This window comes from Roseateles sp. T103 (assembly GCF_057219915.1).
On record NZ_JBXVVS010000006.1, the window covers coordinates 1 to 25,254 of the forward strand.

Consider the following 25,254-nt stretch of genomic DNA (forward strand, 5'->3'; position numbering starts at 1 on the left):
ACCACCAGGCGGTGGAGGCCAAGCTGGCCGAGGTGGCAGCCGAGCCCGATCAGAGCGAGGTGCACATCAAGCCCAACAAGCTGGTCGAGTACGGCAACGTCGCCGCGGTGATGGCCGCGGCCCAGCGCCTGGGCGTCAAGAAGATGGGCATGATCGGCAACGAGCAGTTCATCAACTGACGGTCAACGGATTGCACGAACGCGCTACCCGCGAGGGCAGCGCGTTTTTTCATAGGAGAGAGCACGCATGAAAGCGAAGATCCTCGCGTCGGCCACCCTCGGTGCTGCCGCGCTTCTGATGGGTACGCTGCCTGACGGTAGCCTGGGACTGGCGAGCGCCGTGGCGCAGGCCGACGCGGTGCGCCCAGAGGTGGGCAAGCATCTCAAGGATGCCGCGGCGCTGATCAAGAGCGGCAAGCACCGGGAAGCCCTGGCCAAAGTCCGCGAAGCCGAGGCCGTGGCGGGCCGCACGCCGGCCGAGAACAATGCCATCGAAGGCACACGCTTTTCGGCAGCGATGGGCGTGGGCGATGCAGACTCGATGGCCAAGGCCTACGAGGTGCTCAAGCCCCGCCTGGCCCCGGCGCAGCAGCTGCAATACATGGAGGCGATTGCCGGCACCTATCTGCGTGCGAACAATGGCGCCCAGGCCCTTGAGTGGTCCAACCGCTACTTTGCCGCCGGCGGCAACAGCCCGACGATGAAGACCGTGCAGACCCAGGCCCAGCTGCGTTCGGGCGATATGGGGGCGGTGCTGAAGGACACGCTGGCTGAAGTGCAGGCCGACGAAAAGGCCGGGAAGACGCCCAGCCAGGACAAGCTGAATCTGCTGCTCTACGCAGCCAACAAGAAGGGTGACGCCGCAGCGGAGTCGCTGGCGACCGAAAAGTTGCTGGCCTACTACCCGCGCAAGGAGCTGTGGTCGCAGATCCTCGGCGGCCTGCCCACCCGCAAGGGCTTCTCGCCCCGCTTCGGTCTCGACGTCTATCGCCTCAAGATGGTCACCGGCAATATGCGTGGTGCCGACGACTACATGGAGATGGCCCAGCTCGCAGCCCAAGCCGGCTTCCCTGAGGAGGGCAAGCAGATCGTCGAAAAGGGCCTGGCGGCCAACATCCTGGGCCAAGGTGCCGAGGGTGCACGCCACAAGCGCCTGCTGGATCTGATGGTCAGGAAGATTGGCGAGGCCAAGGCAGGCGAAGTAGAGGCATTGAAGGCGGCCAACGACTCCAAGGCCGGTGACGATCTGGTCAAGCTGGGTCTGGCCAAGGTGTTCCGCGGCGAGGGGCCCGCCGGTGTCAAGCTGATCGAGCAAGGCATCGCCAAGGGCAATCTCAAGCGTGCCGACGACGCGCAGCTCTACCTGGGTCTGGCGCACTACACGCTCGGCGATACGGCCAAGGCCCAGGCGGCGTGGCGTCATGCCAAGGGCAGTGACGGCTCGGGCGAACTGGCCCGGCTGTGGACCATTCACTCGCGCAGCAACGGCAAGAAGTAATCGAGGGCGAGGTGTCACGCCTCGCTGCTTGTGCCAAAACGAAACGGCCTCCCGAGGGAGGCCGTTTCCATTGGATTACGACGGGATTACTTCGGTGCCAGACGGATCGCACCGTCCAGGCGGATCACTTCGCCGTTGAGCATGTCGTTGGTGATGATCTGGTGGACCAGCTTGGCGTAGTCCTCGGGACGGCCCAGGCGCGACGGGAAGGGCACGCTGGCGGCCAGCGCGTCCTGCACTTCCTGCGGCATGCCGAACAGCATGGGCGTGCCGAAGATGCCCGGCGCGATGGTCATGTTGCGGATGCCGTTGCGCGCCAGGTCACGCGCGATCGGCAGCGTCATGCCGACGACGCCGCCCTTGGACGCCGAGTAGGCGGCCTGGCCGATCTGGCCGTCATAGGCCGCCACCGAGGCGGTCGAGATCAGCACGCCGCGCTCGCCGGTCGCTTCGGGCTCGTTCTTGCACATCGCCTCGGCGGCGAGGCGGATCATGTTGAAGGTGCCGATCAGGTTGACGTTGATGACCTCGGCAAAGGTGGCCAGCGGATGCGCGCCATCCTTGCCCACGGTCTTCACCGCGGGCGCGATGCCAGCGCAGTTGACCAGGCCCATCAGCTTGCCCAGCGCGACCGCCTTGGCGATGACGGCCTGGCCATCGGCCTCCTGGCTGACGTCGGCCTTGACGAAGGCGCCGCCGAGTTCCTTGGCCAGGTCTTCGCCGCGCTCAACCTGCAGGTCGGCGATGACGACCTTGGCACCTTCGCGCGCGAGCATGCGCGCCGTGCCCTCGCCCAGGCCCGATGCGCCGCCGGTGACGATGAAAACCTTGCCTGCGATGTCCATGAAGTCTCCTTGTTGGGTGACGTTGACGTAAACGTCAATTCTCGGCCAAAACAAAGGCCGCGCGAACGCGGCCTGGTGCCTGAGCGCGACGCGCTCAGCTCAGCGCGGCCAGCGCACGCGCGGTGATCTCATCGACGCTGCCGATGCCTTCGATACGGCGGTACTGGGGCGCCTGGGTGTCGCCGCTGGCGGCCCACTTCGAGTAGTAGTCGACCAGCGGGCGGGTCTGCGACTGATAGACCTCGAGGCGCTTCTTGACGGTGTCTTCCTTGTCGTCGTCGCGCTGGATCAGGTCCTCGCCGGTCTGGTCGTCCTTGCCTTCGACTTTGGGCGGGTTGAACTTGACGTGGTAGGTGCGACCCGAGGCCACATGGACGCGGCGGCCGCTCATGCGCTCGATGATGGCGCTGTCGGGCACGTCGATCTCCAGCACATAGTCCAGCTTGACGCCGGCGGCCTTCATCGCATCGGCTTGGGGGATGGTGCGCGGGAAGCCGTCGAAGAGGAAGCCCTTGGCGCAGTCTGCTTGAGCGATACGCTCCTTGACCAGGCCGATGATGATGTCGTCGCTGACCAGGCCGCCAGCGTCCATCACCTTCTTGGCCGCGAGACCCATCTCGGTGCCGGCCTTGACGGCGGCGCGCAGCATGTCGCCGGTCGAGATCTGCGGGATGCCGAATTTCTGGCAGATGTAGGCCGCCTGGGTGCCTTTGCCGGCGCCGGGGGCGCCAAGAAGAATCAGTCGCACGAGGTCTCCTCGGATATCTAAGAAACTGCGCCCGTCCGCCATGGGAGACGGCCGGGCAAAACTGCGGGCGAGGATAGCATGGGGAGGCTGGCATGCCCCTGACGGCAAACCCCGTCTGGAGCAAAGCAGATTTGCCTGCAGATCAGTCTTGTGTGCGCTGTGCGCGCACCAGCCCACGCACGCGCTCCAGATCCTCCGGCGTGTCCACGCCAGGCCCAGGGCGCTCGGCGCTGACATGCACGGCGATCCGCTCGCCATGCCAGAGCACGCGCAGTTGTTCGAGCGATTCGATCTGCTCCAGCGGGCTGGCATCCAGCGTGGGGAAACGTCGCAGGAAGCCCGCGTGATAGGCATACAGGCCGACATGCCGCAGCGCGCTGCCGGGCCGCGGCGCGCCAGCCGCACCATCGCGCCACCAGGGAATCGGCGCACGCGAGAAGTACAGCGCGGTGCCGCGCGCATCGGCGACCAGCTTCACCACATTCGGATTGGCGAACTCGGCGGCGTCTTCCAGCGCATGGGCGACCGTGGCCATCACGCAGTCGTGCCGCGCGGCCAGCGTTGCGGCGCAGGCGTCGATCATTGCCGGGGCGATCAGCGGCTCGTCACCCTGCACATTGACGACCATGTCGCGGCCGTCCAGCCCCAGCTTGACGCAGGCCTCGGCGAGGCGGTCGCTGCCCGAGGCATGCTCGGCACGGGTGAGCACGCCGGCCACCTGATGAGCCTCGCAGGCCGCCAGCACTTCGGGCGAATCGCTGGCCACCACCACACGACTGGCGCCGGACAGCGCGGCGCGGCGCGCCACGCGCACGATCATCGGCAGACCTTCGATATCGGCCAGCGGCTTGTTGGGCAGACGGGTCGAGGCCAGACGCGCCGGGATCAGTACGGTGAAGCTCATCCGGCAAGGTCCTGCGGCGTGACGGTGGACGGCGCATCCAGCGGGCGGGCTTCGCTCTCGAGCATAACCGGGATGTCATCGCGCACCGGGAAGGCCAGACGGTCCGCATGGCAGACCAGCTCGCGGCCATGCTCCTCGCTGCGCTGCAGTTCGAGGGGCCCCTTGCACAAAGGGCAGACCAGCATTTCCAGCAGTCGGTTGTCCATGATTGTCTTGGCGGGTTCAGTGGCGCAGCGCCGCCAGCTCCTGCAGCAACGCGCGCTCGAAAGATTCATCGGGACTGAAGTCTAGCGTCACCACCCAGGCGCGCGTCGTGCCGAGTCGCTCGGGGCGCAGCTTGACGGCGTCCTTCTCGGTGATCAGGACGTCGGTGGTGTCAGGCGGCCAAGGCAGGCTGGCGTAGTCATGGTGATCGGGCAGCGGGATGGGCACGATCTCCAGACCCTGATCGCGCAACATGGCGAAGAAGCGTTCGGGCTGCGCCATGCCGGCGGCGGCCGCGATTGGGCGGCCGCGCAGGCGCTGCAGCGCTTGCGGGTCCGCCGGCCTGCCGGCCCACCACTGCTGCAGCGCGACCGCGCCGGCCAGCTGGCGCCGGCTGCCGTACCCAGGCAGCGGTGTGCTGGCGCGCGCGGCGTTGTAGAGCACCAGCTGGGGCTCGTCGCTGAGCCGGCGCCGCTGACGCAGCGGCCCGGCAGGCAGCAGCCGACCATTGCCCAGGCCGCGTTCGTCGAAGACCAGGACGCTCAGCTGTCGCGGCAGGCGCCAGTGCTGCAGACCATCGTCGCTGATGATCAGCACAAGGTCGGGGTGCGCCGCCAGCAGGGCGCGCGCCGCCGCCACCCGGTCGCGCCCGACAGCCACCGGCGCGCCGCTGCGCAGATGGATCAGCAGCGGCTCGTCGCCGACATCGCCTGCCTTGCTGTCGCGGCTGACCAGTCGCGTGCCGTCGAACTGTGCGCCGTAGCCGCGCGAGATCACGCCTGCCTTGATGCCCTGGGACTTCAACGTGCTGATCAGCGCCAGTGTGGTCGGCGTCTTGCCGGCTCCGCCGACGATCCAGTTGCCAACCACCAGCACTGGCACCGGCAGCGACTCGACCTGTAGCCAGCCGCGCCGGTAGAGCAGCGCACGCAGCTCGCTCACAACACCGAACAGCGCGCCCAGCGGGCGCATCAGCTGGGCGAGCCAACCGCCGTCGCGCCAAGCCCGTTGCAGCGCAGCGGCCGCGCCCGAGCCGTTCATTTCAGGGGGCGGACTTGTTCTGCGCCGCGAAGGTCAAGCGCGCCAAGCCGGCACGCCGCGCCGCGTCCATCACGTTGATCACGGACTGGTGCGCCGCGCCTGCGTCGGCAGAAACGATCACCACCACGTCCGGCTGGCCGTTGGAGGCGCTGCGCAGCGCCGCAGCCAGCAGCTCGGGCGCGCGGCCGTCCACCGGCTGACGGTTGATCGCATAGCGCCCATCGGCCGACACCGCGACGATGATCTCGCGCGGGCGCTCCTTGAGTTGCTCGGCTTCGGCAGTGGGCAGCGTGACCTGCAACTCGGTGAACTTCGAATAGGTGGTGCTGAGCATCAGGAAGATCAGCACGACCAGCAGGACGTCGATGAAGGGGATCAGATTGATCTCGGGCTCATCGACCTTGCGCTGCCGGAACTTCATCGCTTCGTCCTTCCCCGGCGGCTCAGCCGCGCCGCGAGTTCTGTGCCAGCGCCGCGGCCTGGGCGGCGGCGGTGAAGCGGGTCAGGTGGCTCATGAATCGCTCGCTGGCCTGCTCGAGCTCCAGCACGTAGGCCTCGACGCGGCCGCGGAAGTGGCGATAGCACATCAGGGCCGGAATCGCGACGATCAGGCCGAACGCCGTGTTGTACAGGGCGATCGAGATGCCGTGGGCCAGCTGCGCCGGGTTGTTGCCCGTGGGGCTCTGGCTGCCGAAGATCTCGATCATGCCGACCACGGTGCCCAGAAGGCCGAGCAGCGGCGCTGCGGTGGCGATGGTCCCCAGCGTGTTGAGGTAGCGTTCCAGCTCGTGAATCGCAGCGCGACCGGCGAGCTCGAACTGTTGGCGCAGCCGCGCCTCGGGAATGCGCGGCTCGGCAATCACGGCGCGCAGGCCGCTGGCGAGCAGCTTGCCGAGCAGCGAGTTTTCGGCCAGCTTGTTGACCACGTCGGCGTTGGGCAGGCTGGTGGCAGTGACGCCCAGGACCTCATCCAGCAAAGTCGGCGGTGCGATCTTCGCCGCGCGCAGACTGGCGAAGCGTTCAATGATCAGGGCCAGGGCAAGCACCGAACAGATCAGCAGTGGCCAGATGGGCCATCCGGCGGCTTGTATGATCGAAAACAAGAGCTTCCTCCAATCGCTGCTGCAGCTGCTGTGGTGGCGCGCCGGGGGCGCAGGCTGGGCGCGATTATGGCTTGAACGGACGGGCCCACAAGACGAGTCGACGCTGGCGCGCTTGCCGGTATTCCCAGCGTTTGCCTTTCATCCACCGCGGCTGTGGATATCTTTGTGGGCAAGCCCACTGCGGCGCGCCGCAAGGTCCGATGAATCAAGCGTTTGAACAGATTGCCGCATTTTTGAGCATGAGAATCGAGTTGAAAAACAAGGGCTTGCCGCTCTGTGACGGTGCGGTGACAGCCGATATCGGCCGTTTGGCTCGTCACCATCGGGCTGTGGAGTTCTGCACCCGCGCCACAGCTGGGTTTGCGCATGATTGATGGCTTCAAGCCCGCGCCAAATCGTGTGGTGTGGAGCGTCGCCGGGCTGCTGACGGCGATCTCCGATGTCTTGCAGTCGCGCTTCGCCAGCTGCACGGTCCAGGGTGAGCTGGCCGGGTTCACTCGGGCCGCGAGCGGCCACTGCTATTTCAACCTGAAGGACGCCGAGGGCGAGGCGGCAAGCCTGCGCTGCGCGATGTTCCGGCGTGCCGCGGGCATGCTGGATTTCAGTCCGGGGGAGGGGCAGTTGGTGGAGTTGCGCGGCCGCCTGGCGCTGTACGAGCCGCGCGGCGAACTGCAGTTCGTCGTCGAGGCCATGCGGCGTGCAGGTGCAGGCGCGCTCTATGAGCAGTTCCTCAGGCTGAAGGCCAGGCTGGAGGCCGAGGGGCTGTTCGGCGCCGCGCGCAAGCGCGCGCTGCCCGTCTTTCCTCGCCGGCTGGGCGTGATCACCTCCACCGCTGGCGCGGCCCTGCATGATGTGCTCACCGCGTTGGCGCGCCGCGCGCCGCAGGTTGAAGTGATCGTGTATCCCAGCCTGGTCCAGGGAGAGCAGGCCCCACCGGCGCTGGCGCAGGCGCTGAGCCTGGCCAATCAGCGCGCCGAGGTCGATGCGCTGTTGCTCGTCCGGGGTGGCGGCTCGCTCGAGGATCTCTGGGCCTTCAACGATGAGCGTGTGGTGCGTGCTGTCGCGGCTTCGACACTGCCGGTGATCTGCGGCGTCGGCCACGAGACGGACATCACGCTGTGCGATCTGGCCGCGGACCTGCGCGCGCCCACGCCCACCGCCGCGGCGGAGCTGGCGGCGCCTGCACGGACCGTGGAACTGGAGCGGTTGCAGATGCTCGCACGCGCGCTGCAGCGACGGCTCGAGCAGCGGCTGGACAGCCTGGCGCAGCGACTGGACCGGGCTGCGCTGCGGCTGGCGCGGCCCAGCGACGCGCTGGCGCGCCAGCGCCGCCTGCTCGATCTGCTGGCGCAGCGTCGGGGCCAGGCGCTGCCGCGCGTGCTGGAGCGCCAGCAGTCCCGTCTCGACCAGCTGGGGCAGCGCCGGCAGCGAGCCGTTGCGAACACGTTGCAGCGTCAGGCGCTGCGCCTCGAAGCCCTGCAGGCACGCTTGCAGGCGCTCGACCCTCTCCGCGTGCTCGCGCGCGGCTACGCCTGGCTGGACGATGGCCAGGGTCGCGCGCTGAGTTCGGTCACTCAGCTTGCCGCCGGAGAGCAGGTGCGTGCCGTGCTCGCCGATGGCGAGGCCAGGCTGCAGGTACTCGCGACGAAGCCAGGGACTTGCTGAACCTACCTACAATCGCGGCCGTTAACGCACTCACTCAAACCCGTCGAACAGGAGTTGACATGGAACACACCTTGCCCCCGCTGCCCTATGCGAAGGATGCACTGGCTCCGCACTACAGCGCCGAGACGCTGGAGTTCCACCACGGCAAGCATCACAACGCCTATGTGGTGAACCTGAACAATCTGCAGAAGGGCACCGAGTTCGAGACCATGTCGCTGGAAGACATCGTCAAGAAGAGCAGTGGCGGCATCTACAACAACGCAGCGCAGATCTGGAACCACACCTTCTTCTGGAACTGCATGAAGCCCAATGGCGGCGGTGAGCCCAGCGGCGCGCTGGCTGCAGCGATTAATGCCAAGTGGGGCAGCTACGCGGCTTTCAAGGAAGCCTTCGTGAAGAGCGCGGTGGGCAATTTCGGTTCTGGCTGGACCTGGCTGGTCAAGAAGGCGGATGGTTCGGTCGACATCGTCAACACCGGCGCTGCCGGCACGCCGCTGACCACCGCCGACAAGGCGCTGCTGACCGTGGACGTGTGGGAACACGCCTACTACATCGACTACCGCAACCTGCGCCAGAAGTTCGTCGAGACTTTCCTCGACAAGCTGGTCAACTGGGAATTCGCTCAGGCTAACTACGCCTGAACCCCTGGCGCGTTGCAGCGCTGAAGCGCAAGGCCGGCATCTGCCGGCCTTTTGTTTTTGTCATGGCGCGGAGCGCTGCGCCGATGCGGCGCTCACTGTGGCCAGGGGCCGCCGCTGAGCCGTGCGCCCGGCTTGATGCCGCGCTTGGCGAACCAGCCTTGGTTCATCTCCAGCGCGAAGCGCACCGGTTTGGCCGAGCAGTGCGAGGTCTCCGTCATCGGCTGCATGTCGGCAATGTTGACGATGCTGCCATCGTCGGTGACGAAGGCGATGGACAGCGGTAGCAATGTGTTGCGCATCCAGAAGCATTGCTTTGCCGGCACATCGAAGACGAAGAGCATGCCCGCGTTGACTGGCATGCTCCGGCGATGCATCAGACCGATGGCGCGCTGCTCGTCGGTCTGAGCGACTTCGGCCTGGATCAGGTGCATGCCGGCGCGAAGCTGCACCGCCGGCAGACGCTGCGGCTCACCGGCCGGGGCGGGCTGTGCGCCTAGCGGCAAGCTGGGCAGCAGGAGGGCGACGAGGCTCAGGCAAAGGGCGATGGTCTTGATATGGATCATGTCTGCTCGGGCGAAAGTGCCTAGATTATGGGCTGTTGCCCCGCGCCTGCTGTGCTTGACTCGCCCATGACCGTTCCTCTACTCGCTGCCGCATCGGCGCCCCTGCAGGCAGGTGGCGCGGAGGTGATCGATGACGCACAGGCGCAGGCGGGCTTCAGCACCCGCGTCAGTGACGCCGAGGTGGTGTCGCAGTTGCGCATCTCGGGAATGCACTGTGCCGCCTGCGCCGGGATCATCGAGCAGGCCTTGCAGTCGCAGCCCGGTGTGCTCGCTGCCCAGGTCAACTCCGCGGCGGAGCGGCTGCAGCTTCGCTGGAATCCGGCTGCGACTAGGTTGAGTGAGCTGGTCGGTGCGATCGAGCGCGCGGGCTACGGTGCGGTGCCGGATTTGGCGGCGCCGGCACGCGAGCTTCGCGAGCGCGAGCATCGCCGCGCCCTGTGGAGGCTCTTCGTCGCCAGCTTCCTGATGATGCAGGTGATGATGCTCGCCTGGCCGATCTATGTGGCCGAACCCGGCGAGATGAGCAATGACCTGCGCGCCTTGCTGAACTGGGGTTCCTGGGTGCTCAGCCTGCCGGTGATGCTGTTTGCTGCCGGTCCTTTCTTCACTGCGGCCTGGTCGCAGCTGCGCCAGCGTCGGCTCGGCATGGACGTGCCGGTGAGCCTGGGCATGCTGGTGACTTTCGTCGCCAGCAGTGGTGCCACCTTCGACCCCGAGGGTGTGTTCGGCCACGAGGTCTATTTCGACTCCTTGACCATGTTCGTCGCCTTCCTGCTGGCGGGGCGCTATATGGAGCTGCGTGCCCGGCACCGCGTGGCGCGCGAACTGGAGCAGGCCACTGCAGGCCTACCCGAATCGGTGGAGCGCATCGAGCCCGATGGCCGTGTGTCGCGGCTGAGCCCGACGCAGTTGCGTGTCGGCGATCTGCTGCGTGTGGCCGCGGGACAGGCCTTTCCTGCCGACGGCCGCATCGAGCAGGGCGAGACCTCGGCCGACGAGGCACTGCTCACTGGCGAGTCCGAACCGGTGCTGAAGTCTGCTGGCGACGAGGCCGTGGCCGGCAGCATCAATCTGGCTGCGCCGGTGCTGCTGCGGGTGCAGCGCCTGGGCGCGGATACCCGTTTCGAGGCCATCGTGCGCCTGATGCGCGGCGCACTGACGGAGCGACCGCTCAGCCTGCGCATGGCCGATCGGGTGGCGGGCCCCTTCCTGTGGGTCGTGCTGATCCTCGCAGCAGGCGCGGCGCTGGTGTGGAGCCATATCGACCCCGATCGTGCGGTCTGGGTGGCGGTGTCGGTGCTTATCGTCACCTGTCCTTGTGCGCTGTCGCTTGCCGCGCCTTCGGCCTGGCTCAGCGCTGCGGGTGGGCTGGCGCGGCGCGGCCTGCTGCTGGCGCGGCTGGATCTGCTCGAGACGCTGGCTCGCGTCGACACCGTGGTGCTGGACAAGACTGGCACGCTGACCGAGGAGCGCATGCGCTTGCAGCAGAGCTGGCCGGCCGTGGATGCGCAGGACGCGCTGTTGCGCCGCGCGGCTGCGCTTGCGGCGCATAGCCGCCATGTCTTCGCGCGCGCCTTGGTCGAACACTGCCCGGTGGACGAGGTGGAGGTGCAGGCCTGGCGCGCTGTGCGTGAGCTGCCGGGCAAGGGCCTCGAGGCGCAGGATGCTGACGGCACGACCTGGCGTCTCGGCTCGGCGTCGTGGCTTGCCGGGGAGGGCGGCGCCGTTGGCCATCCGCAGGCGCAGCTGGTGTTCGGGCGTCCGGGCGAGCCGCTGCTTGCGCTGCAGTTCGGTGAGGCGCTGCGCGCCGATGCTCGCGAGGCGGTCGAGGATCTGAAGGCTCAGGGTCTCAAGGTGCTGCTGCTGTCTGGCGATTCGCCCGCCCGTGCCGCTGCGATGGCGTCTGCGGCGGGCATCGACGCGTCTCGCGGCGGCGCCTCTCCGGAGGACAAGCTGGCGGTGGTGGCCGATCTGCAGGCGAGAGGCCACTGCGTGCTGATGATCGGCGACGGCATCAACGATGCGCCGGTGCTGGCTCGCGCCGACGCCAGCCTGGCGATGGGGCAGGGCGCATTGATCGCCCGGGCTCAGGCGGACGGCGTGGTGCTGTCGTCTCGCCTGAGCGACATCGCCTTGCTGCGCACGCATGCACTGCGCACCCGCCGGGTGATCCGGCAGAACCTGGGCTGGGCGGCTGCGTACAACGCCGCCTGCATTCCCTTGGCCTTGGCCGGTTGGCTGCCGCCTTGGGCGGCTGGGCTCGGCATGGCGCTGAGCTCGCTGTTCGTGGTGCTCAACGCGGTCAGCTTGTCTCGTCTGCCGCCCCGCCAACAAGCTTGAAGAGCACCGTTCCATGGACATTCTGTATTTGCTGATCCCTCTGTCCGTTGTCCTGGTGCTGGCCATCGTCGGCATCTTCGGTTGGGCCATCCACAACGGCCAGATGGACGATCTGGAGCGTGAAGGCGAACGCATCTTCGAGGATGACCGGGAGGGGGTTGACCGCGATCAAGTCAATCCACGGGCGCAAAGCTGACAATTTTTTCGTTGCCAATCATTTCGGAATAGCAAGGAGCATCTCGATGGCTAGTGTTGCAATGCCAGGCGGGCCGGCGGGGCCCGTGTACGAAGACGGCGTAGTCCGCGCGTTCGCGCTGGCCGCCGTCCTATGGGGCGTGGTGGGCATGCTGGTCGGCGTGATCATTGCTGCCCAGCTCACATGGCCCGAGTTGAATCTGGGCATTTCTTGGCTGAGCTACGGCCGGCTGCGACCGCTGCACACCAACGCAGTGATCTTTGCCTTCGGCGGCTGCACCTTGTTCGCGACGGCCTACCATGTGGTGCAGCGCACGGGTCAGACGCGCCTGTTCGCTCCCGGCCTTGCATGGTTCACCTTCTGGGGCTGGCAACTGGTCATCTTGCTCGCGGCCATCACGCTGCCGCTGGGTCTGACCAGCGGCAAGGAGTACGCCGAGCTCGAGTGGCCGATCGACATCCTGATCGCCGTCGTGTGGGTGGCCTTCGCCGTGGTGTTCTTCGGCTCGGTGGGCATCCGCAAGATCCGCCACATCTATGTGGCGAACTGGTTCTTCGGTGCCTTCATCATCGCCGTGGCTCTGCTGCACATCGTCAACAGCGCCGCCATCCCGGTCAGCCTGACCAAGAGCTACTCGGCCTACGCGGGCGTGCAGGACGCGATGGTGCAGTGGTGGTACGGCCATAACGCGGTGGGCTTCTTCCTGACCGCTGGCTTCCTCGGCATGATGTACTACTACATCCCGAAGCAGGCCGGACGTCCGGTGTACAGCTATCGCCTGTCCATCGTGCACTTCTGGGCGCTGATCTTCACCTATATGTGGGCGGGTCCGCACCACCTGCACTACACCGCGCTGCCCGACTGGGCACAGAGCGTGGGCATGCTGTTCTCGCTGGTCCTGCTGGCGCCGAGCTGGGGCGGCATGATCAACGGCATCATGACCCTCTCGGGTGCATGGCACAAGCTGCGTGACGACCCGATCCTGAAGTTCCTGATCGTGTCGCTGTCCTTCTACGGCATGTCGACCTTCGAAGGTCCGATGATGTCCATCAAGACCGTGAATGCGCTGTCGCACTACACGGACTGGACCGTCGGCCACGTGCACTCCGGCGCGCTGGGCTGGGTGGGCCTGATCTCGATGGGCGCGCTGTATCACCTGATTCCGCGCATGTTCGGCCGCACCGAGATGTACTCGAAGCGGGCCATCGAGTTGCACTTCTGGATTGCGACGCTGGGCATCGTGCTCTACATCGCCGCGATGTGGATTGCCGGTGTGATGCAGGGTCTGATGTGGCGCGCAGTCAATCCTGACGGCACGCTGGTCTACACCTTCGTGGAGAGCGTGAAGGCGACCTTCCCCTTCTATGTGATCCGTCTGTGCGGTGGTCTGCTCTATCTGGGCGGCATGCTGATCATGGGCTGGAACGTGATCAAGACCGTGCAAGCCGGCAAGGCCGTGCCGGTGGCGGTTCCTGCCGTGCCTGCTCACGCCTGAACCGAGGGAGAACAACGATGGCTAACAAAAAAGTCGGTGGTCACGAGAAGATCGAGACCAACAATTTCCTCATGATCGTGTTGGTGCTGCTGACCGTGGCGGTCGGTGGCATCGTCGAGATCGTGCCGCTGTTCTTCCAGCGCTCGACCACTCAGGCGGTGGAGGGGCTCAAGCCTTACACGCCGCTGGAGTTGGCAGGTCGTGATGTCTACATCCGCGAAGGCTGCTATAACTGCCATTCGCAGATGATCCGCCCGTTCCGTGCCGAGACGCTGCGCTACGGCCACTACTCGACGGCAGGCGAGTTCGTCTACGACCACCCGTTCCAGTGGGGCTCCAAGCGCACCGGGCCTGACCTGCACCGCGTCGGTGGCAAGTACAGCGATGAATGGCATCGCATCCACCTGATCAATCCTCGCGATCTGGTGCCCGAGTCGAACATGCCTGCCTATCCCTGGCTGGCCGGTGCGGCACTGAATGCCGACGAGTTGGCGCCGAAGATGAAGGCGCTGCGCAAGGTCGGCGTGCCGTACAGCGATGCGGAAATCGACGGCGCTGCCGCGGCAGTGAAGGGCAAGACGGAAATGGACGCCGTCATCGCCTATCTGCAAGTGCTGGGCACCGCGGTGAAGTGACGAGGAGTTCTCATGGACGTCAATGAACTGAGATCCATCGTCACCGTGATCCTGCTGGTGATGTTCCTGGTCATCGTGGCCTGGACCTACAGCAAGAAGCGCGCGGCAAGCTTTGATGAATGCGCAGCCCTGCCGCTGCAAGACGACGAGCCGGCGGCCAGCAAGGCCGTGGCTGCGAGGAGCAAGCAATGAGTGATTTCATTTCGAATGGCTGGTCGGTCTTCGTGGCCGCTGCCACGGTCATCGGTCTGGTGCTGTGCCTGGTGCTGCTGATCATCGCCAGCCGCCGCAAGGTGATGGCTGACGACAACACCACCGGCCATGTCTGGGACGAGGACCTGAAGGAGATGAACAACCCGCTGCCACGCTGGTGGATGGGCCTGTTCGTGCTGACCGTGCTGTTCTCGGCGATCTATCTGGTGATGTATCCCGGTCTGGGCAGCCGTCAGGGCAGCTTGGGCTGGAGCAGCGCCGGCCAGTACAACGCCGAACAGGCCAAGGCCAATGCGGCTCTGTCCGAGGTCTACGGCAAGTTCGCCTCCATGTCGGCTGCCGATATGGCCAAGAACCCGCAGGCCATGGGTATCGGCGAGCGGCTGTTTGCCAACAACTGCGCCGGTTGCCACGGCTCCGACGCCAAGGGCTCCAAGGGTTTCCCGAACCTGACCGACAGCGACTGGCTGTATGGCGGCGCACATGAGGTGATCATTGAAACGATCAGCAAAGGCCGCACCGGCGTGATGCCGCCGATGGGTGCCGCACTGGGAGGTTCCGAGGATGTGCGCAATGTCGCGAACTATGTGCTGAGCCTGTCGGGCAGCCCGCACAACTCGATCGCCGCACAACTGGGTAAGGCCAAGTTCGGCGCCTGCGCTGCCTGCCATGGCGCAGATGGCAAGGGCAATCAGGCTCTGGGCGCGCCCAACCTGACCGACAAAATCTGGTTGCACGGCTGGGGCGAGGAGGCCGTCGTCGGCATCATCAATGCCGGCAAGAACAACATGATGCCGGCCCATGACAAGCGGCTCAGCGCCGACCAGATCCGCGTGCTGGCGGCCTATGTGTGGAGCTTGTCGCAGGGCGGCACTGCGCTCGCGTCCAACTGAGCTCGCTGAATGAGCAGTAGCAGCAAAGAGGGGGCCGCTGCGGCGGCCCCCGCCTCTGAGGACGCCGCAGTGCAGATGGTGTCCCTTTACCAGGCACAGAAGAAGATCTATGCGCGCGCCGTCACTGGCTGGTTCGCAACCTGGCGCTGGGCTCTGGTCTGGATCACGCAGCTGCTGTTCTACTGCCTGCCCTGGTTCGACTGGGGCAGCCGTCAGATCGTGCTCTTCGATCTGGCAGCGCGCCGTTTCTACATCTTCGGTCTGGTCCTGTATCCGCAGGACTTCATCTATCTCACGGCGCTGCTGCTGATTTCGGCCTACGCGCTGTTCCTCTTCACTGCCGTGGCCGGCCGCCTGTGGTGCGGCTATGCTTGCCCGCAGACGGTCTACACCGAGATCTTCATGTGGGTGGAGCGCAAGTTCGAAGGCGATCGCACCGCACGAATGAAGCTGGATGCGTCGCCGTGGAACGGCGAGAAGCTGCTGCGCAAGGGCGGCAAGCAACTGGCCTGGGTGGCTATCGCCTTGTGGACCGGCTTCACGTTCGTTGGCTACTTCACGCCAATCAAGACGCTGGCAGTCGAGGTGGCCGGCCTTGGACTCGGGCCCTGGGAGATGTTCTGGATCCTGTTCTACGGCTTCGCCACCTATGGCTTTGCCGGCCATATGCGCGAACAGGTCTGCAAGTACATGTGTCCCTATGCGCGCTTTCAGAGCGCGATGTTCGACAAGGACACACTGATCATCAGCTACGACGCCGAGCGCGGCGAGCCGCGCGGCTCGCGTAGCAAGAAAGCCGATCCCAAGGAACTCGGGCTCGGCTCCTGCATCGACTGTAATTTGTGCGTGCATGTCTGTCCGACCGGCATCGACATCCGCAAGGGCCTGCAGTACGAGTGCATTGGCTGTGCCGCCTGCGTCGATGTATGCGACAGCGTGATGGACAAGATGGGCTATGCCCGCGGACTGGTGCGCTACGACACCCAGAACGGGCTGTCGCAGCACCTCACTCGCAGCCAGGTGCTGCGCCGGATGTTCCGGCCGCGTGTTCTGATCTACACGTCCATACTGGTGGCCATCTGCGTGGCCGTGCTGACCAGTCTGTATCTGCGTACGCCGTTCAAGGTCGATGTGGTGCGCGATCGAGCGTCATTGGCGCGACTGGTCGAGGACGGCTACGTCGAGAATGTCTACCGGCTTCAGGTGATGAATGCGACCGAAGCTGGCCATCATTTCCGCATCACGGCCAGTGGCTTGCCTGGGCTGGTGACGAGCCGCCCGATCGAGCTGGATGTCGCGCCTGCCGAGGCCCGTTGGGTGTCGGTGGCTCTGCGCCTGCCGCCGGAGAGTGCTGCGCGTGCCGGTAGCGGCGCACATGAGATCCGCTTCCAGATCGAGCGGCGCGACCGGCCTGGTGTGGAGCCCGAGTACCGCATTGAAGAGAAGTCCACCTTTGTGGTGCCGCGCTGAACGAGCGCCCCGCACCCCAAGCTGACCGACAAGGAGATCGCGATGAGTGAGGCAGAGAAGAGCATGCAGCCCAAGCCCTGGTGGAACGAGCGCACCATGTGGCTGGTCGTCGGCGGTCCGCTCACCGTGGTGGTGGCGGGCTTTGTCACGCTGTTCATTGCGCTGCGCTACCCCGATCCTGTGCTCGACACCACGAGCCAGGCGGGCACGGCGGAAAAGGCCGGACCGGTGTCGATGCAACCGGCCGTCAAGGCCAGGAATCACGCCGCCACGGGTGGCCAGTGAGTGGCGCCATGCGGGAGGACCTCAGCGAAGTCCAGCCCCCGCCCAGTCCTCGCCGGCGGTTGCTGATGGTGGTGTTGTGGCCGTCGTTCATGATGGCCGGCGTGCTGGAGTTGCTGGTCTTCGCTCTCGTTGATCCCAGCGAGCTCGCGCACCTGGACAGACTGCAGCCGCTGCCCAACTCGGCGGTCTACACCGTCGCGTTTGTGCTGTTCTGGGCAATCGTGTCGCTTGGCGCAGGCATCTCGGTCTTGCTGGCTACATCGCCACCGGACGAAAAAGCGGGGGAGTGAGCGGGCGATCGAACGGCCTCCAAAGGCGGCAGTTCGCCGCCTCAGCTGTGCCCGCTGCAGCGGCGCAGGGGCTCGGGCCCAGCGCCCGGTGTCGAATCAGCAGGCGCTGCCGCTGTAGTTGACCAAGCGCTCGAGACCGGCCTGATCGACGATGGTGATCTGGCGCTGCTTGACTTCGAGCAGCCCCTCATCCTGGAAGCGCGAAAAGGTGCGGCTGACCGTCTCCAACTTCAGGCCGAGATAGCTGCCGATCTCCTCGCGCGTCATGCGCAGCACCAGGCTGGATGCGGAAAAGCCCCGCGCCTGAAGGCGCTGGGTGAGGTTGAGCAGGAAGGCGGCGAGTCGCTCCTCGGCTCGCATACTGCCCAGCAGCAGCATCACGCCATGGTCGCGCACGATCTCGCGGCTCATGATCTTGTGGAACTGATGCTGCAGGTCGGTGAACTCACGCGACAGGTTTTCCAGCTCGCTGAACGGGATCACGCAGACCTGCGAATCCTCCAGCGCGACGGCATCGCAAGAGTGTCGGTCGTTGCTGATGCCATCCAGACCGAGCAGCTCGCCAGCCATCTGGAAGCCCGTGACCTGATCACGCCCGTCTTCGGAAGAAACGCAGGTCTTGAAGAAGCCGGTTCGCACTGCATAGAGCGACTGGAAGGAGTCGCCGGCGCGGAACAGCGTGTCGCCCCGCGCCACGCTGCGGCGTGTCGCCACCAGGGCATCAAGTTGCTCCAGGTTGCTCTTGGACATGCCCACCGGCAGGCAAAGCTCGCGCAGATTGCAGCTCGAGCAGGCCACCTTGAAAGGCTCGATCTTGATGGGTGGAATCTGAGTCATGCTGCGCATTATGTTCTTGCCTCCACAAGGCGCCTGGTTGACCTCTGGTTCGGCGTTGGCTGCAGCTGTAGTCGGGCTAGTGAACATGATGCTCCTCAAAACGCAGAGCATTGTTGCCGTCCCTATGCGGGCCAAGCTTGACCAAGGTCAACGGGCGCTGGGCCGAGCTTGGCACAGTCTCGGCCATGGCTGCAAGTACTACAGAGATCCCCGCTGGCATCGATGAGGAGCTGTTGCGTCGCTTTGACGTCCCTGGTCCACGCTACACCTCCTACCCGACGGCCGATCGATTCGTTGAGGCCTTCACCGTCGAGCAGTACGAGCAGGCGCTGTCGCAGCGCGCCGGCGGCTCGCAGGTGGGCGGCGGCGCTCCGCTGTCTTTGTACGTGCACATCCCTTTCTGCGAATCGGTGTGCTACTACTGCGCGTGCAACAAGGTCATCACCAAGCATCATGAGCGTGCTGCCGAGTATCTGCAGGCGCTGAGCACCGAGATGACGCTCACCCGAGCGCGCCTGGGCCGGCAGGAAACGGTGTCGCAGCTCCATCTGGGGGGGGGGTCGCCTACCTTCCTCAGCGATGCTGAACTGGCGGGCTTGATGCACGAGATCCATGGTCACTTCAGGCTGGCACCAGGAGCCGAGGTCTCGATCGAAGTCGATCCGCGCACGGTCAGCCATGCTCGACTGGCACATTTGCGCAGCCTGGGCTTCAATCGGCTCAGCTTCGGAGTGCAGGACTTCGATGCCGACGTTCAGAAGGCGGTCCACCGGGTGCAGAGCTTCGACAGCGTCGCGACTTTGATGCAGGAGGCGCGTGCACTCGGCTTCGAGTCCACCAACGTCGACCTCATCTATGGTCTGCCGCAGCAGACGCCGGACTCCTTCGCGCGCACGATCGCGCAGGTCGCTGGCCTCAGGCCGGATCGGATCGCGCTGTATGGGTATGCGCATTTGCCGCAACGCTTCAAGCCGCAACGGCGCATCGATGCCAGCAAGCTACCCGTGGCCGCTGACAAGCTACACATGCTCTCAGCAGCGATCAGCGGCTTTCTGGGGCATGGCTACAGCTACATCGGAATGGATCACTTTGCCTTGCCCAACGATCCGCTTGCTGTTGCCAAGCGGCAAGGCCGCCTGCATCGGAATTTTCAAGGCTACAGCACCCAGCCTGACTGCGATCTGATCGGGCTGGGGGTGTCGTCCATCGGCCGCGTCGGCGCCACTTACAGCCAGAATGCCAAGACCCTGCCCGAGTACTACGACGCGCTGCGCCAGGGGCAGTTGCCCATTCAACGCGGCTTGGCGCTCAATCGCGATGACCTGCTGCGTCGCGCGGTGATCATGGCCTTGATGTGCCAGGGGCGGGTCGAGTTCGAGTCGATCGAACTGGCGCACTTGATCAAGGTGCGGGACTACTTTCACAAGGAGTTGGAGCAACTGCGCCAGTTGGAAGAGGCCGGCTTGGTGGAGTTGCTGCCCGCCTCGATCGAAGTGACAGCCAAGGGCTGGTTCTTCGTGCGTGCCGTGGCCATGGTGTTTGACCGTTATCTGCAGGCGGATCGCACGCGGGAGAAGTTTTCCCGCATCATTTGACAATGGATATTGCACTCGCAGGCTCTGCGCTGCTGATGGGTTTGGCTGGGGCGCCTCATTGCCTTGCCATGTGCGGTCCAGCGTGCGCCGGGCTGACGCATGGCGAACGTCGGGCGCAGCTGAGCCTCCATTTAGGAAGGCTGTTCAGCTATGCGGTGGGCGGTGCTGTCGCTGCGGCAAGCGTCGGCTTGATTGCCGACTTTGGCAAGGCCGCTGCCGTGTTGCGGCCGCTGTGGGTACTCGTCCACATGGCAGCGCTGATGTTGGGCATCTATCTGCTCTGGCGTGGTCGCCAGCCCGCCTGGATAGAGAACATTGGTCGCCGCCCGACCGCAGGCGTTGCGACGGTGTCGGTGACGGGCCTCGGTCGTGGTGCGGTCGCGTTGGGTCGTCCTGTCCGGGCTGGCGCTGCTGGATTGGCATGGCTGGCTTGGCCTTGCGGCCTGCTGCAGTCGGCATTGATGGTGGCCGCGCTCGCATCAGGGCCGCTGCAGGGTGCGCTGGTGATGGCTTGTTTCGCCGCCGCCTCTGGCCTTGGACTGCTGCTCGGACCGATGCTGTTGAATCGCTTGTTCGGCTTCGGAGAGGGCGGCATGCGTTGGGCGGTTCGCGTCGCCGGCCTTGGTTTGGTGCTCGCTTCCGGCTGGGCGCTGTCTCACGGCCTGTGGGAGCGCGTGGTCGAACTGTGCTCCTGACCAATTTCACATCACGCAAGGTCGCTTCCACATCAGGAAAGTGAAAGCCTCGCTGGCATAGAATCAGCAACCCGGCCAATTCCCCACGCTACAAGCGGAGACGACAAGTCATGTACCAACACATCAAGGTGCCCGAAGGTGGTCAGAAGATCACCGTCAATGCGGATTTCTCGCTGAACGTTCCCGACAACCCGATCATTCCTTACATCGAAGGTGATGGCACGGGTTTCGACATCACGCCGGTGATGATCAAGGTCGTGGATGCGGCGGTGGCTAAGGCCTACGGCGGCAAGAAGAAGATCCACTGGATGGAGGTCTACGCCGGCGAGAAGTCGACCAAGGTCTACGGGCCCGATGTCTGGCTGCCCGAGGAGACCCTGCAGGTGCTCAGGGACTATGTCGTCTCGATCAAGGGCCCGCTGACCACGCCCGTGGGTGGCGGTATCCGTTCGCTGAACGTCGCGCTGCGCCAGGAGCTGGATCTGTATGTCTGTCTGCGTCCGGTGCAGTACTTCAAGGGCGTGCCTTCGCCGCTGAAGGAGCCCGAGAAGACCAATATGGTCATCTTCCGCGAGAACTCGGAAGACATCTACGCTGGCATCGAGTACGAGGCCGAGAGCGACAAGGCCAAGAAGCTGATCAAGTTCCTCATCGATGAGATGGGCGTGAAGAAGATCCGTTTCCCGAACACCTCGGGCATCGGCATCAAGCCTGTGTCTCGCGAGGGCACCGAGCGTCTGGTGCGCAAGGCCATCCAGTACGCCATCGACAATGACAAGCCCAGCGTGACCATCGTGCACAAGGGCAACATCATGAAGTTCACCGAAGGTGGCTTCCGTGACTGGGCTTATGCCCTGGCCCAGAAGGAATTCGGTGCCGAGCTGATCGACGGCGGCCCGTGGTGCAAGTTCAAGAATCCGAAGACCGGCAAGGAAATCGTCATCAAGGATTCGATCGCTGACGCCTTCCTGCAGCAGATCCTGCTGCGCCCGGCCGAGTACTCGGTGATCGCCACGCTCAACCTGAATGGCGACTACGTGTCCGACGCGCTGGCGGCTCAGGTCGGCGGCATCGGCATCGCTCCGGGCGCCAACCTGTCGGACTCGGTGGCCTGCTTCGAAGCCACGCACGGCACGGCCCCGAAGTATGCCGGCAAGGACTATGTCAATCCGGGCTCCGAGATCCTCTCGGCCGAGATGATGCTGCGCCACATGGGCTGGAAGGATGCTGCTGACCTGATCATCTCCTCGATGGAGAAGGCCATCCAGAGCAAGAAGGTCACCTATGACTTCGCTCGCCTGATGGAGGGTGCGACACAGGTGTCCTGCTCGGGCTTCGGTCAGGTGATGATCGAGAACATGTGATCACTGCCTGGCGGGCGCGATGCGGCGCCCGCCACTGTTGACCGTTGTTGGCATCAGCCAGCACCAGGACCCCGCCGAGGCGAAAGCCTGGCGGGGTTTTCTTTCTCTAACGAGCCGGCGTGGGGCCGGCGCGACTCAGGCGCCGGACAGGCTGGGCTGGCCGGAGACTTCGTCCTCAGTCGGCGTGATGTTCTGCGCCAACTGGCCTTTGGGGCCTTGCACCAGCTCGAACAGGACCTTGCCGCCTTGGCGCAGCGTCTTGAAGCCTTCCATCTGGATGGCCGAGAAGTGCGCGAACACGTCCTCGCCGCCCGATTCAGGTTCAATGAAACCAAAGCCCTTGGCGTCGTTGAACCACTTCACAGTACCTTTTTCCATTTTCCTTCTCCATCCCGGTGTCTTTGCACCAATCCCATTCTCAAATTGCCGTCAAGCCCCTGTCAATTCGGTGCGTCCCCAGGGGGACGCATGCCGGCTCTATGCTTGCTCGGGATTCGATGGGTGCGCCCGACTGCCTGGACGGCATTGGGCTTGCAGCCTTAGGGCTGAGGCCCAATCTATAGAATCGAGACATGCCTGATACACCCCGTCAGCCACCCAAGCGACCTCGCGTACAGCCGCCCCGGCCCGGTTCTGGTCAGGACGATGCGGAAGGAACGACCATCCTTGAGCGCATTGCCCAGCGGACAGAGCCGCCGCGGCTGTATCAGGTGCTGCTGCTCAACGACGACTTCACGCCGATGGAGTTCGTTGTGATGGTGTTGCAGGAATATTTCCGGCTTGATTTGGATACTGCCACCCAAATCATGCTCAAAATCCACCACGAGGGTCGCGGTGTCTGCGGTGTGTTCACCAAGGACGTCGCAGCCACCAAGGTGGAACTGGTGCTTGCCGCTGCGAGGCGTGCGGGCCACCCTCTGCAGTGCATTATGGAGGCCGCATGATCGCGCAAGAGCTTGAAGTCAGCCTGCACATGGCGTTTGTCGAAGCACGCCAGCAGCGCCACGAGTTCATCACCGTGGAGCACCTGCTGATGGCGTTGCTGGACAACCCATCGGCGGCCGAGGTACTGCGTGCCTGCTCGGCCAATATCGACGATCTGCGCAAGAGCCTGTCGCAGTTCATCAAGGACAACACGCCGACCGTCGGCGGCACCGAAGAGGTGGACACGCAGCCGACGCTGGGTTTCCAGCGCGTCATCCAGCGCGCCATCATGCACGTGCAATCCACGGGCAGCGGCAAGAAGGAAGTCACCGGCGCCAATGTGCTGGTGGCGATCTTCGGCGAGAAGGACTCGCATGCCGTGTACTACCTGCACCAGCAGGGCGTCACTCGCCTGGACGTGGTGAACTACATCGCGCACGGCATCAAGAAAAGCGAGCCGCCCGAGCCTCCCAAGGGTCAGGAGGGCGGTGGCGGCGCGGAGAACGAGCGCGAGGAAGCCGAGGGCCAGGCGGCTGGCGGCAAGGGCTCGCCGCTGGAGCAGTTCACGCAGAACCTCAACCAGCTTGCCAAGGACGGCAAGATCGATCCGCTGATCGGTCGCGAGGGTGAGGTCGAGCGCGTGGTGCAGGTGCTGTGCCGTCGGCGCAAGAACAACCCGTTGCTGGTCGGCGAAGCGGGTGTGGGCAAGACGGCGATCGCCGAAGGTCTGGCCTGGCGCATTACCGAAGGCGATGTGCCCGACGTGCTTGCCGACAGCGTGGTCTATTCGCTGGACATGGGCGCGCTGCTGGCGGGCACCAAGTACCGCGGTGACTTCGAGCAGCGCCTGAAGGCGGTGCTGAAGCAGCTGCGCGAGCAGCCGCACGCAATCCTGTTCATCGACGAGATCCACACGCTGATCGGAGCCGGTGCGGCATCGGGCGGCACGCTGGATGCCAGCAATCTGCTGAAGCCGGCCCTGTCCAGTGGCCAGCTGCGCTGCATAGGCGCGACCACCTTCAGCGAGTACCGCGGCATCTTCGAAAAGGACGCGGCGCTATCGCGGCGCTTCCAGAAGATCGACGTGGTCGAGCCTTCGGTCGAGCAAACGGTCGAGATCCTCAAGGGCCTGAAGTCGCGCTTCGAGGAGCACCACAGCGTCAAGTACGCACTGGGCGCGCTGCAGGCAGCGGCCGAGCTGTCGGCCAAGTACATCAATGACCGACATCTGCCTGACAAGGCCATCGACGTGATCGACGAGGCGGGTGCCGCGCAGCGCATCCTGCCCAAGAGCAAGCAGAAGAAGACCATCACCCGAACCGAGGTGGAGGACATCGTCGCGAAAATCGCCCGCATCCCGCCGGCGTCCGTGTCCAGCGACGACCGTGGCAAGCTCAAGAGCCTGGACCGCGATCTGAAGAGTGTGGTCTTCGGCCAGGATCCGGCCATTGATGCGCTGGCAGCGGCGATCAAGATGGCTCGCTCGGGCCTGGGGCGTCCGGACAAGCCGATCGGCTCCTTCCTGTTCAGCGGCCCGACCGGTGTCGGCAAGACCGAGGTGGCCAAGCAGCTGGCCTATATCCTGGGCATCGAGCTGATCCGCTTCGACATGTCCGAGTACATGGAGCGCCATGCGGTGAGCCGCCTGATTGGCGCGCCTCCGGGCTATGTGGGCTTCGACCAGGGCGGCCTGCTGACCGAAGCGGTCACCAAGAAGCCGCACTGCGTGCTGCTGCTCGACGAGATCGAGAAGGCGCATCCCGATGTGTTCAACGTGCTGCTGCAGGTGATGGACCACGGCGCGCTGACCGACAACAACGGGCGCAAGGCCGACTTCCGCAATGTGATCATCATCATGACGACCAATGCGGGCGCCGAGACGATGAACAAGGCCACGATCGGCTTCACGACCGCGCGTGAACGCGGCGACGAGATGGCCGACATCAAGCGCCTGTTCACGCCCGAGTTCCGTAACCGCCTGGATGCGATCGTTTCCTTCCGTGCGCTGGACGAGGAGATCATCCTGCGTGTGGTCGACAAGTTCCTGTTGCAGCTCGAAAGCCAGCTGGCCGAGAAGAAGGTGGAAGTGACCTTCACCGATGCACTGCGCAAGCATCTGGCCAAGAAGGGCTTCGATCCGCTGATGGGTGCGCGACCGATGCAGCGACTGATCCAGGACACCATCCGTCGTGCGCTGGCCGATGAGCTGCTTTTCGGCCGACTTGTCGACGGCGGTCGCCTGACCGTGGACGTGGAAGAGGACGGCGAGGTCAAGCTGGACATCCAGCCCAACAAACCGCGCGACAGCAGGTCCAAGGTGGAGCCGGCCACTGCCGGCTGATCGACAGGCTCCCGGTTGAGGCCCGGCACGATGTGCCGGGCCTTTTCATTGCTGGCCATGCTCGTCCCACTTCGGGGGGCACTCTTAGGTCGTATGGCTTCTTTGTCAGGCTGCGCGCATAGTGCGTTCAGCGATGTGGTTCTGTCTGACGCAGGGAGCGAGGCCATGCACTTCGAAGAAGTCGATACAGGAGACTATCGGATCTACGCCGGGGCCATCGAGCGACCGCGTGCCTATGGCTATGTGGCGGCCGTGGTCGTCGTTCAGGTGCGTGGTGCCGCCAGTCGTCAGGAAACCTTCCGCGACGAGAGCCTGGCTGGCGGCTATGGCTGGCCGACGCCGGCGGATGCGCTGCGTTTTGCGATCAATGCGGGTCGAGATGTGATCATGTGCGGGCGCAAGTCGCTGTCCTGATCGCTTTCCTGATGGTGGCCAGGCGGCCGCGCCGCTGCGGCTGACGACGCTTTTTC

Annotated in this window: 30 protein-coding genes; 20 read left to right on the forward strand and 10 right to left on the reverse strand. The window is 64.9% G+C overall.

The features are described from left to right. Together AC2EBS_RS16080 and AC2EBS_RS16085 are read left to right on the forward strand one after the other, a co-directional pair. On the forward strand, positions 1-179 hold a 179-nt coding region (locus AC2EBS_RS16080; RefSeq protein WP_484729642.1), incomplete at its 5' end, for an ExbD/TolR family protein. Positions 180-246: 67 nt separating this feature from the next. Continuing rightward, positions 247-1,497, forward strand: a complete 1,251-nt coding sequence (locus AC2EBS_RS16085) for a hypothetical protein (RefSeq protein WP_484729459.1) — start codon at positions 247-249, stop codon at positions 1,495-1,497. Between the two features lie 86 nt (positions 1,498-1,583). Here the strand turns inward: AC2EBS_RS16085 and AC2EBS_RS16090 are convergent, their stop codons facing one another. From AC2EBS_RS16090 to AC2EBS_RS16120, 7 genes are all read right to left on the reverse strand, one after another. Further along, positions 1,584-2,342, reverse strand: a complete 759-nt coding sequence (locus tag AC2EBS_RS16090; protein WP_484729460.1) for a 3-hydroxyacyl-CoA dehydrogenase — start codon at positions 2,340-2,342, stop codon at positions 1,584-1,586. 94 nt (positions 2,343-2,436) lie between these two features. Beyond that, positions 2,437-3,090 carry an adenylate kinase gene (gene adk, locus AC2EBS_RS16095; RefSeq protein ID WP_484729461.1) on the reverse strand — a complete coding sequence of 218 codons (654 nt, stop codon included), beginning with the start codon at positions 3,088-3,090 and terminating at the stop codon, positions 2,437-2,439. A gap of 142 nt (positions 3,091-3,232) precedes the next feature. Continuing rightward, positions 3,233-3,994 (reverse strand): 3-deoxy-manno-octulosonate cytidylyltransferase, encoded by a 762-nt coding sequence (gene kdsB, locus AC2EBS_RS16100; protein WP_484729462.1) that lies wholly within the window; start codon positions 3,992-3,994, stop codon positions 3,233-3,235. Then, a complete protein-coding gene (locus AC2EBS_RS16105) occupies positions 3,991-4,200 on the reverse strand; it encodes a Trm112 family protein (protein WP_484729463.1) in 210 nt (69 codons plus the stop codon). The genes kdsB and AC2EBS_RS16105 overlap by 4 nt, the downstream gene beginning before the upstream one ends. A 16-nt stretch (positions 4,201-4,216) precedes the next feature. Then, positions 4,217-5,239: a tetraacyldisaccharide 4'-kinase gene (gene lpxK, locus AC2EBS_RS16110; RefSeq protein WP_484729464.1), complete on the reverse strand. Its 1,023-nt coding sequence runs from the start codon at positions 5,237-5,239 to the stop codon at positions 4,217-4,219. Position 5,240: 1 nt separating this feature from the next. Continuing rightward, the gene (locus AC2EBS_RS16115; protein WP_484729465.1) at positions 5,241-5,660 is read right to left on the reverse strand and encodes an ExbD/TolR family protein; all 420 of its coding nucleotides are present in this window, start codon (positions 5,658-5,660) and stop codon (positions 5,241-5,243) included. A 22-nt stretch (positions 5,661-5,682) separates the two neighbouring features. Then, on the reverse strand, positions 5,683-6,342 hold the full coding sequence (locus AC2EBS_RS16120; protein ID WP_484729466.1) for a MotA/TolQ/ExbB proton channel family protein: 660 nt from the start codon (positions 6,340-6,342) through the stop codon (positions 5,683-5,685). A 200-nt stretch (positions 6,343-6,542) separates the two neighbouring features. On the opposite strand from AC2EBS_RS16120, the gene AC2EBS_RS16125 reads away from it, so the two are divergent. Genes AC2EBS_RS16125 through AC2EBS_RS16135 form a run of 3 tightly spaced genes read left to right on the forward strand, consistent with a single transcriptional unit; the run spans position 6,543 to position 8,648 of the window. Further along, positions 6,543-6,716, forward strand: coding sequence for a hypothetical protein (locus tag AC2EBS_RS16125; RefSeq protein ID WP_484729467.1), 174 nt, complete (start codon positions 6,543-6,545; stop codon positions 6,714-6,716). After that, positions 6,709-8,007 (forward strand): exodeoxyribonuclease VII large subunit, encoded by a 1,299-nt coding sequence (gene xseA / locus AC2EBS_RS16130; protein ID WP_484729468.1) that lies wholly within the window; start codon positions 6,709-6,711, stop codon positions 8,005-8,007. The genes AC2EBS_RS16125 and xseA overlap by 8 nt, the downstream gene beginning before the upstream one ends. Positions 8,008-8,066: 59 nt before the next feature. After that, positions 8,067-8,648 carry a superoxide dismutase gene (locus AC2EBS_RS16135; RefSeq protein WP_484729469.1) on the forward strand — a complete coding sequence of 194 codons (582 nt, stop codon included), beginning with the start codon at positions 8,067-8,069 and terminating at the stop codon, positions 8,646-8,648. 92 nt (positions 8,649-8,740) lie between these two features. Here the strand turns inward: AC2EBS_RS16135 and AC2EBS_RS16140 are convergent, their stop codons facing one another. Next, positions 8,741-9,211, reverse strand: coding sequence for a DUF192 domain-containing protein (locus AC2EBS_RS16140; RefSeq protein WP_484729470.1), 471 nt, complete (start codon positions 9,209-9,211; stop codon positions 8,741-8,743). A 66-nt stretch (positions 9,212-9,277) separates the two neighbouring features. On the opposite strand from AC2EBS_RS16140, the gene AC2EBS_RS16145 reads away from it, so the two are divergent. The 9 genes from AC2EBS_RS16145 (at position 9,278) to AC2EBS_RS16185 (ending at position 17,028) form a co-directional block, all read left to right on the forward strand. Next, positions 9,278-11,551 (forward strand): heavy metal translocating P-type ATPase, encoded by a 2,274-nt coding sequence (locus AC2EBS_RS16145; RefSeq protein WP_484729471.1) that lies wholly within the window; start codon positions 9,278-9,280, stop codon positions 11,549-11,551. Positions 11,552-11,564: 13 nt separating this feature from the next. Further along, the gene (gene ccoS / locus AC2EBS_RS16150; protein ID WP_484729472.1) at positions 11,565-11,747 is read left to right on the forward strand and encodes a cbb3-type cytochrome oxidase assembly protein CcoS; all 183 of its coding nucleotides are present in this window, start codon (positions 11,565-11,567) and stop codon (positions 11,745-11,747) included. 61 nt (positions 11,748-11,808) lie between these two features. Then, on the forward strand, positions 11,809-13,242 hold the full coding sequence (gene ccoN, locus AC2EBS_RS16155; RefSeq protein ID WP_484729643.1) for a cytochrome-c oxidase, cbb3-type subunit I: 1,434 nt from the start codon (positions 11,809-11,811) through the stop codon (positions 13,240-13,242). Between the two features lie 17 nt (positions 13,243-13,259). Beyond that, positions 13,260-13,877, forward strand: coding sequence for a cytochrome-c oxidase, cbb3-type subunit II (ccoO, locus tag AC2EBS_RS16160; protein WP_484729473.1), 618 nt, complete (start codon positions 13,260-13,262; stop codon positions 13,875-13,877). 12 nt (positions 13,878-13,889) lie between these two features. Further along, entirely contained in the window at positions 13,890-14,069 is a 180-nt protein-coding gene (locus tag AC2EBS_RS16165) for a cbb3-type cytochrome oxidase subunit 3 (protein ID WP_484729474.1), read from the forward strand. Next, positions 14,066-14,983, forward strand: coding sequence for a cytochrome-c oxidase, cbb3-type subunit III (gene ccoP / locus AC2EBS_RS16170; RefSeq protein WP_484729475.1), 918 nt, complete (start codon positions 14,066-14,068; stop codon positions 14,981-14,983). Before AC2EBS_RS16165 ends, ccoP begins: the two co-directional genes overlap by 4 nt. Positions 14,984-15,058: 75 nt before the next feature. Next, positions 15,059-16,453 (forward strand): cytochrome c oxidase accessory protein CcoG, encoded by a 1,395-nt coding sequence (gene ccoG, locus AC2EBS_RS16175; RefSeq protein ID WP_484729644.1) that lies wholly within the window; start codon positions 15,059-15,061, stop codon positions 16,451-16,453. A gap of 42 nt (positions 16,454-16,495) precedes the next feature. Then, positions 16,496-16,738, forward strand: coding sequence for a hypothetical protein (locus tag AC2EBS_RS16180; RefSeq protein WP_484729476.1), 243 nt, complete (start codon positions 16,496-16,498; stop codon positions 16,736-16,738). An 8-nt stretch (positions 16,739-16,746) separates the two neighbouring features. Continuing rightward, positions 16,747-17,028 carry a hypothetical protein gene (locus tag AC2EBS_RS16185; RefSeq protein ID WP_484729477.1) on the forward strand — a complete coding sequence of 94 codons (282 nt, stop codon included), beginning with the start codon at positions 16,747-16,749 and terminating at the stop codon, positions 17,026-17,028. Between the two features lie 96 nt (positions 17,029-17,124). Here the strand turns inward: AC2EBS_RS16185 and fnr are convergent, their stop codons facing one another. Further along, the gene (fnr, locus tag AC2EBS_RS16190) at positions 17,125-17,865 is read right to left on the reverse strand and encodes a fumarate/nitrate reduction transcriptional regulator Fnr (RefSeq protein ID WP_484729478.1); all 741 of its coding nucleotides are present in this window, start codon (positions 17,863-17,865) and stop codon (positions 17,125-17,127) included. 185 nt (positions 17,866-18,050) lie between these two features. Between fnr and hemN the strand changes: the two genes are divergently transcribed. From hemN to icd, 3 genes are all read left to right on the forward strand, one after another. After that, positions 18,051-19,460, forward strand: coding sequence for an oxygen-independent coproporphyrinogen III oxidase (hemN, locus tag AC2EBS_RS16195; protein ID WP_484729645.1), 1,410 nt, complete (start codon positions 18,051-18,053; stop codon positions 19,458-19,460). A gap of 2 nt (positions 19,461-19,462) precedes the next feature. After that, entirely contained in the window at positions 19,463-20,155 is a 693-nt protein-coding gene (locus AC2EBS_RS16200) for a sulfite exporter TauE/SafE family protein (RefSeq protein WP_484729479.1), read from the forward strand. A gap of 110 nt (positions 20,156-20,265) precedes the next feature. Continuing rightward, positions 20,266-21,519, forward strand: coding sequence for an NADP-dependent isocitrate dehydrogenase (gene icd / locus AC2EBS_RS16205; protein WP_484729480.1), 1,254 nt, complete (start codon positions 20,266-20,268; stop codon positions 21,517-21,519). Positions 21,520-21,654: 135 nt separating this feature from the next. Here the strand turns inward: icd and AC2EBS_RS16210 are convergent, their stop codons facing one another. Continuing rightward, positions 21,655-21,897, reverse strand: a complete 243-nt coding sequence (locus AC2EBS_RS16210; protein WP_484729481.1) for a cold-shock protein — start codon at positions 21,895-21,897, stop codon at positions 21,655-21,657. A gap of 194 nt (positions 21,898-22,091) precedes the next feature. On the opposite strand from AC2EBS_RS16210, the gene clpS reads away from it, so the two are divergent. The 3 genes from clpS (at position 22,092) to AC2EBS_RS16225 (ending at position 25,198) form a co-directional block, all read left to right on the forward strand. Next, positions 22,092-22,463: an ATP-dependent Clp protease adapter ClpS gene (gene clpS / locus AC2EBS_RS16215; RefSeq protein WP_484729482.1), complete on the forward strand. Its 372-nt coding sequence runs from the start codon at positions 22,092-22,094 to the stop codon at positions 22,461-22,463. Next, positions 22,460-24,784, forward strand: a complete 2,325-nt coding sequence (gene clpA, locus AC2EBS_RS16220) for an ATP-dependent Clp protease ATP-binding subunit ClpA (RefSeq protein ID WP_484729483.1) — start codon at positions 22,460-22,462, stop codon at positions 24,782-24,784. The genes clpS and clpA overlap by 4 nt, the downstream gene beginning before the upstream one ends. A 165-nt stretch (positions 24,785-24,949) precedes the next feature. Further along, positions 24,950-25,198 (forward strand): hypothetical protein, encoded by a 249-nt coding sequence (locus AC2EBS_RS16225; protein ID WP_484729484.1) that lies wholly within the window; start codon positions 24,950-24,952, stop codon positions 25,196-25,198. Positions 25,199-25,254: the final 56 nt, after the last annotated feature.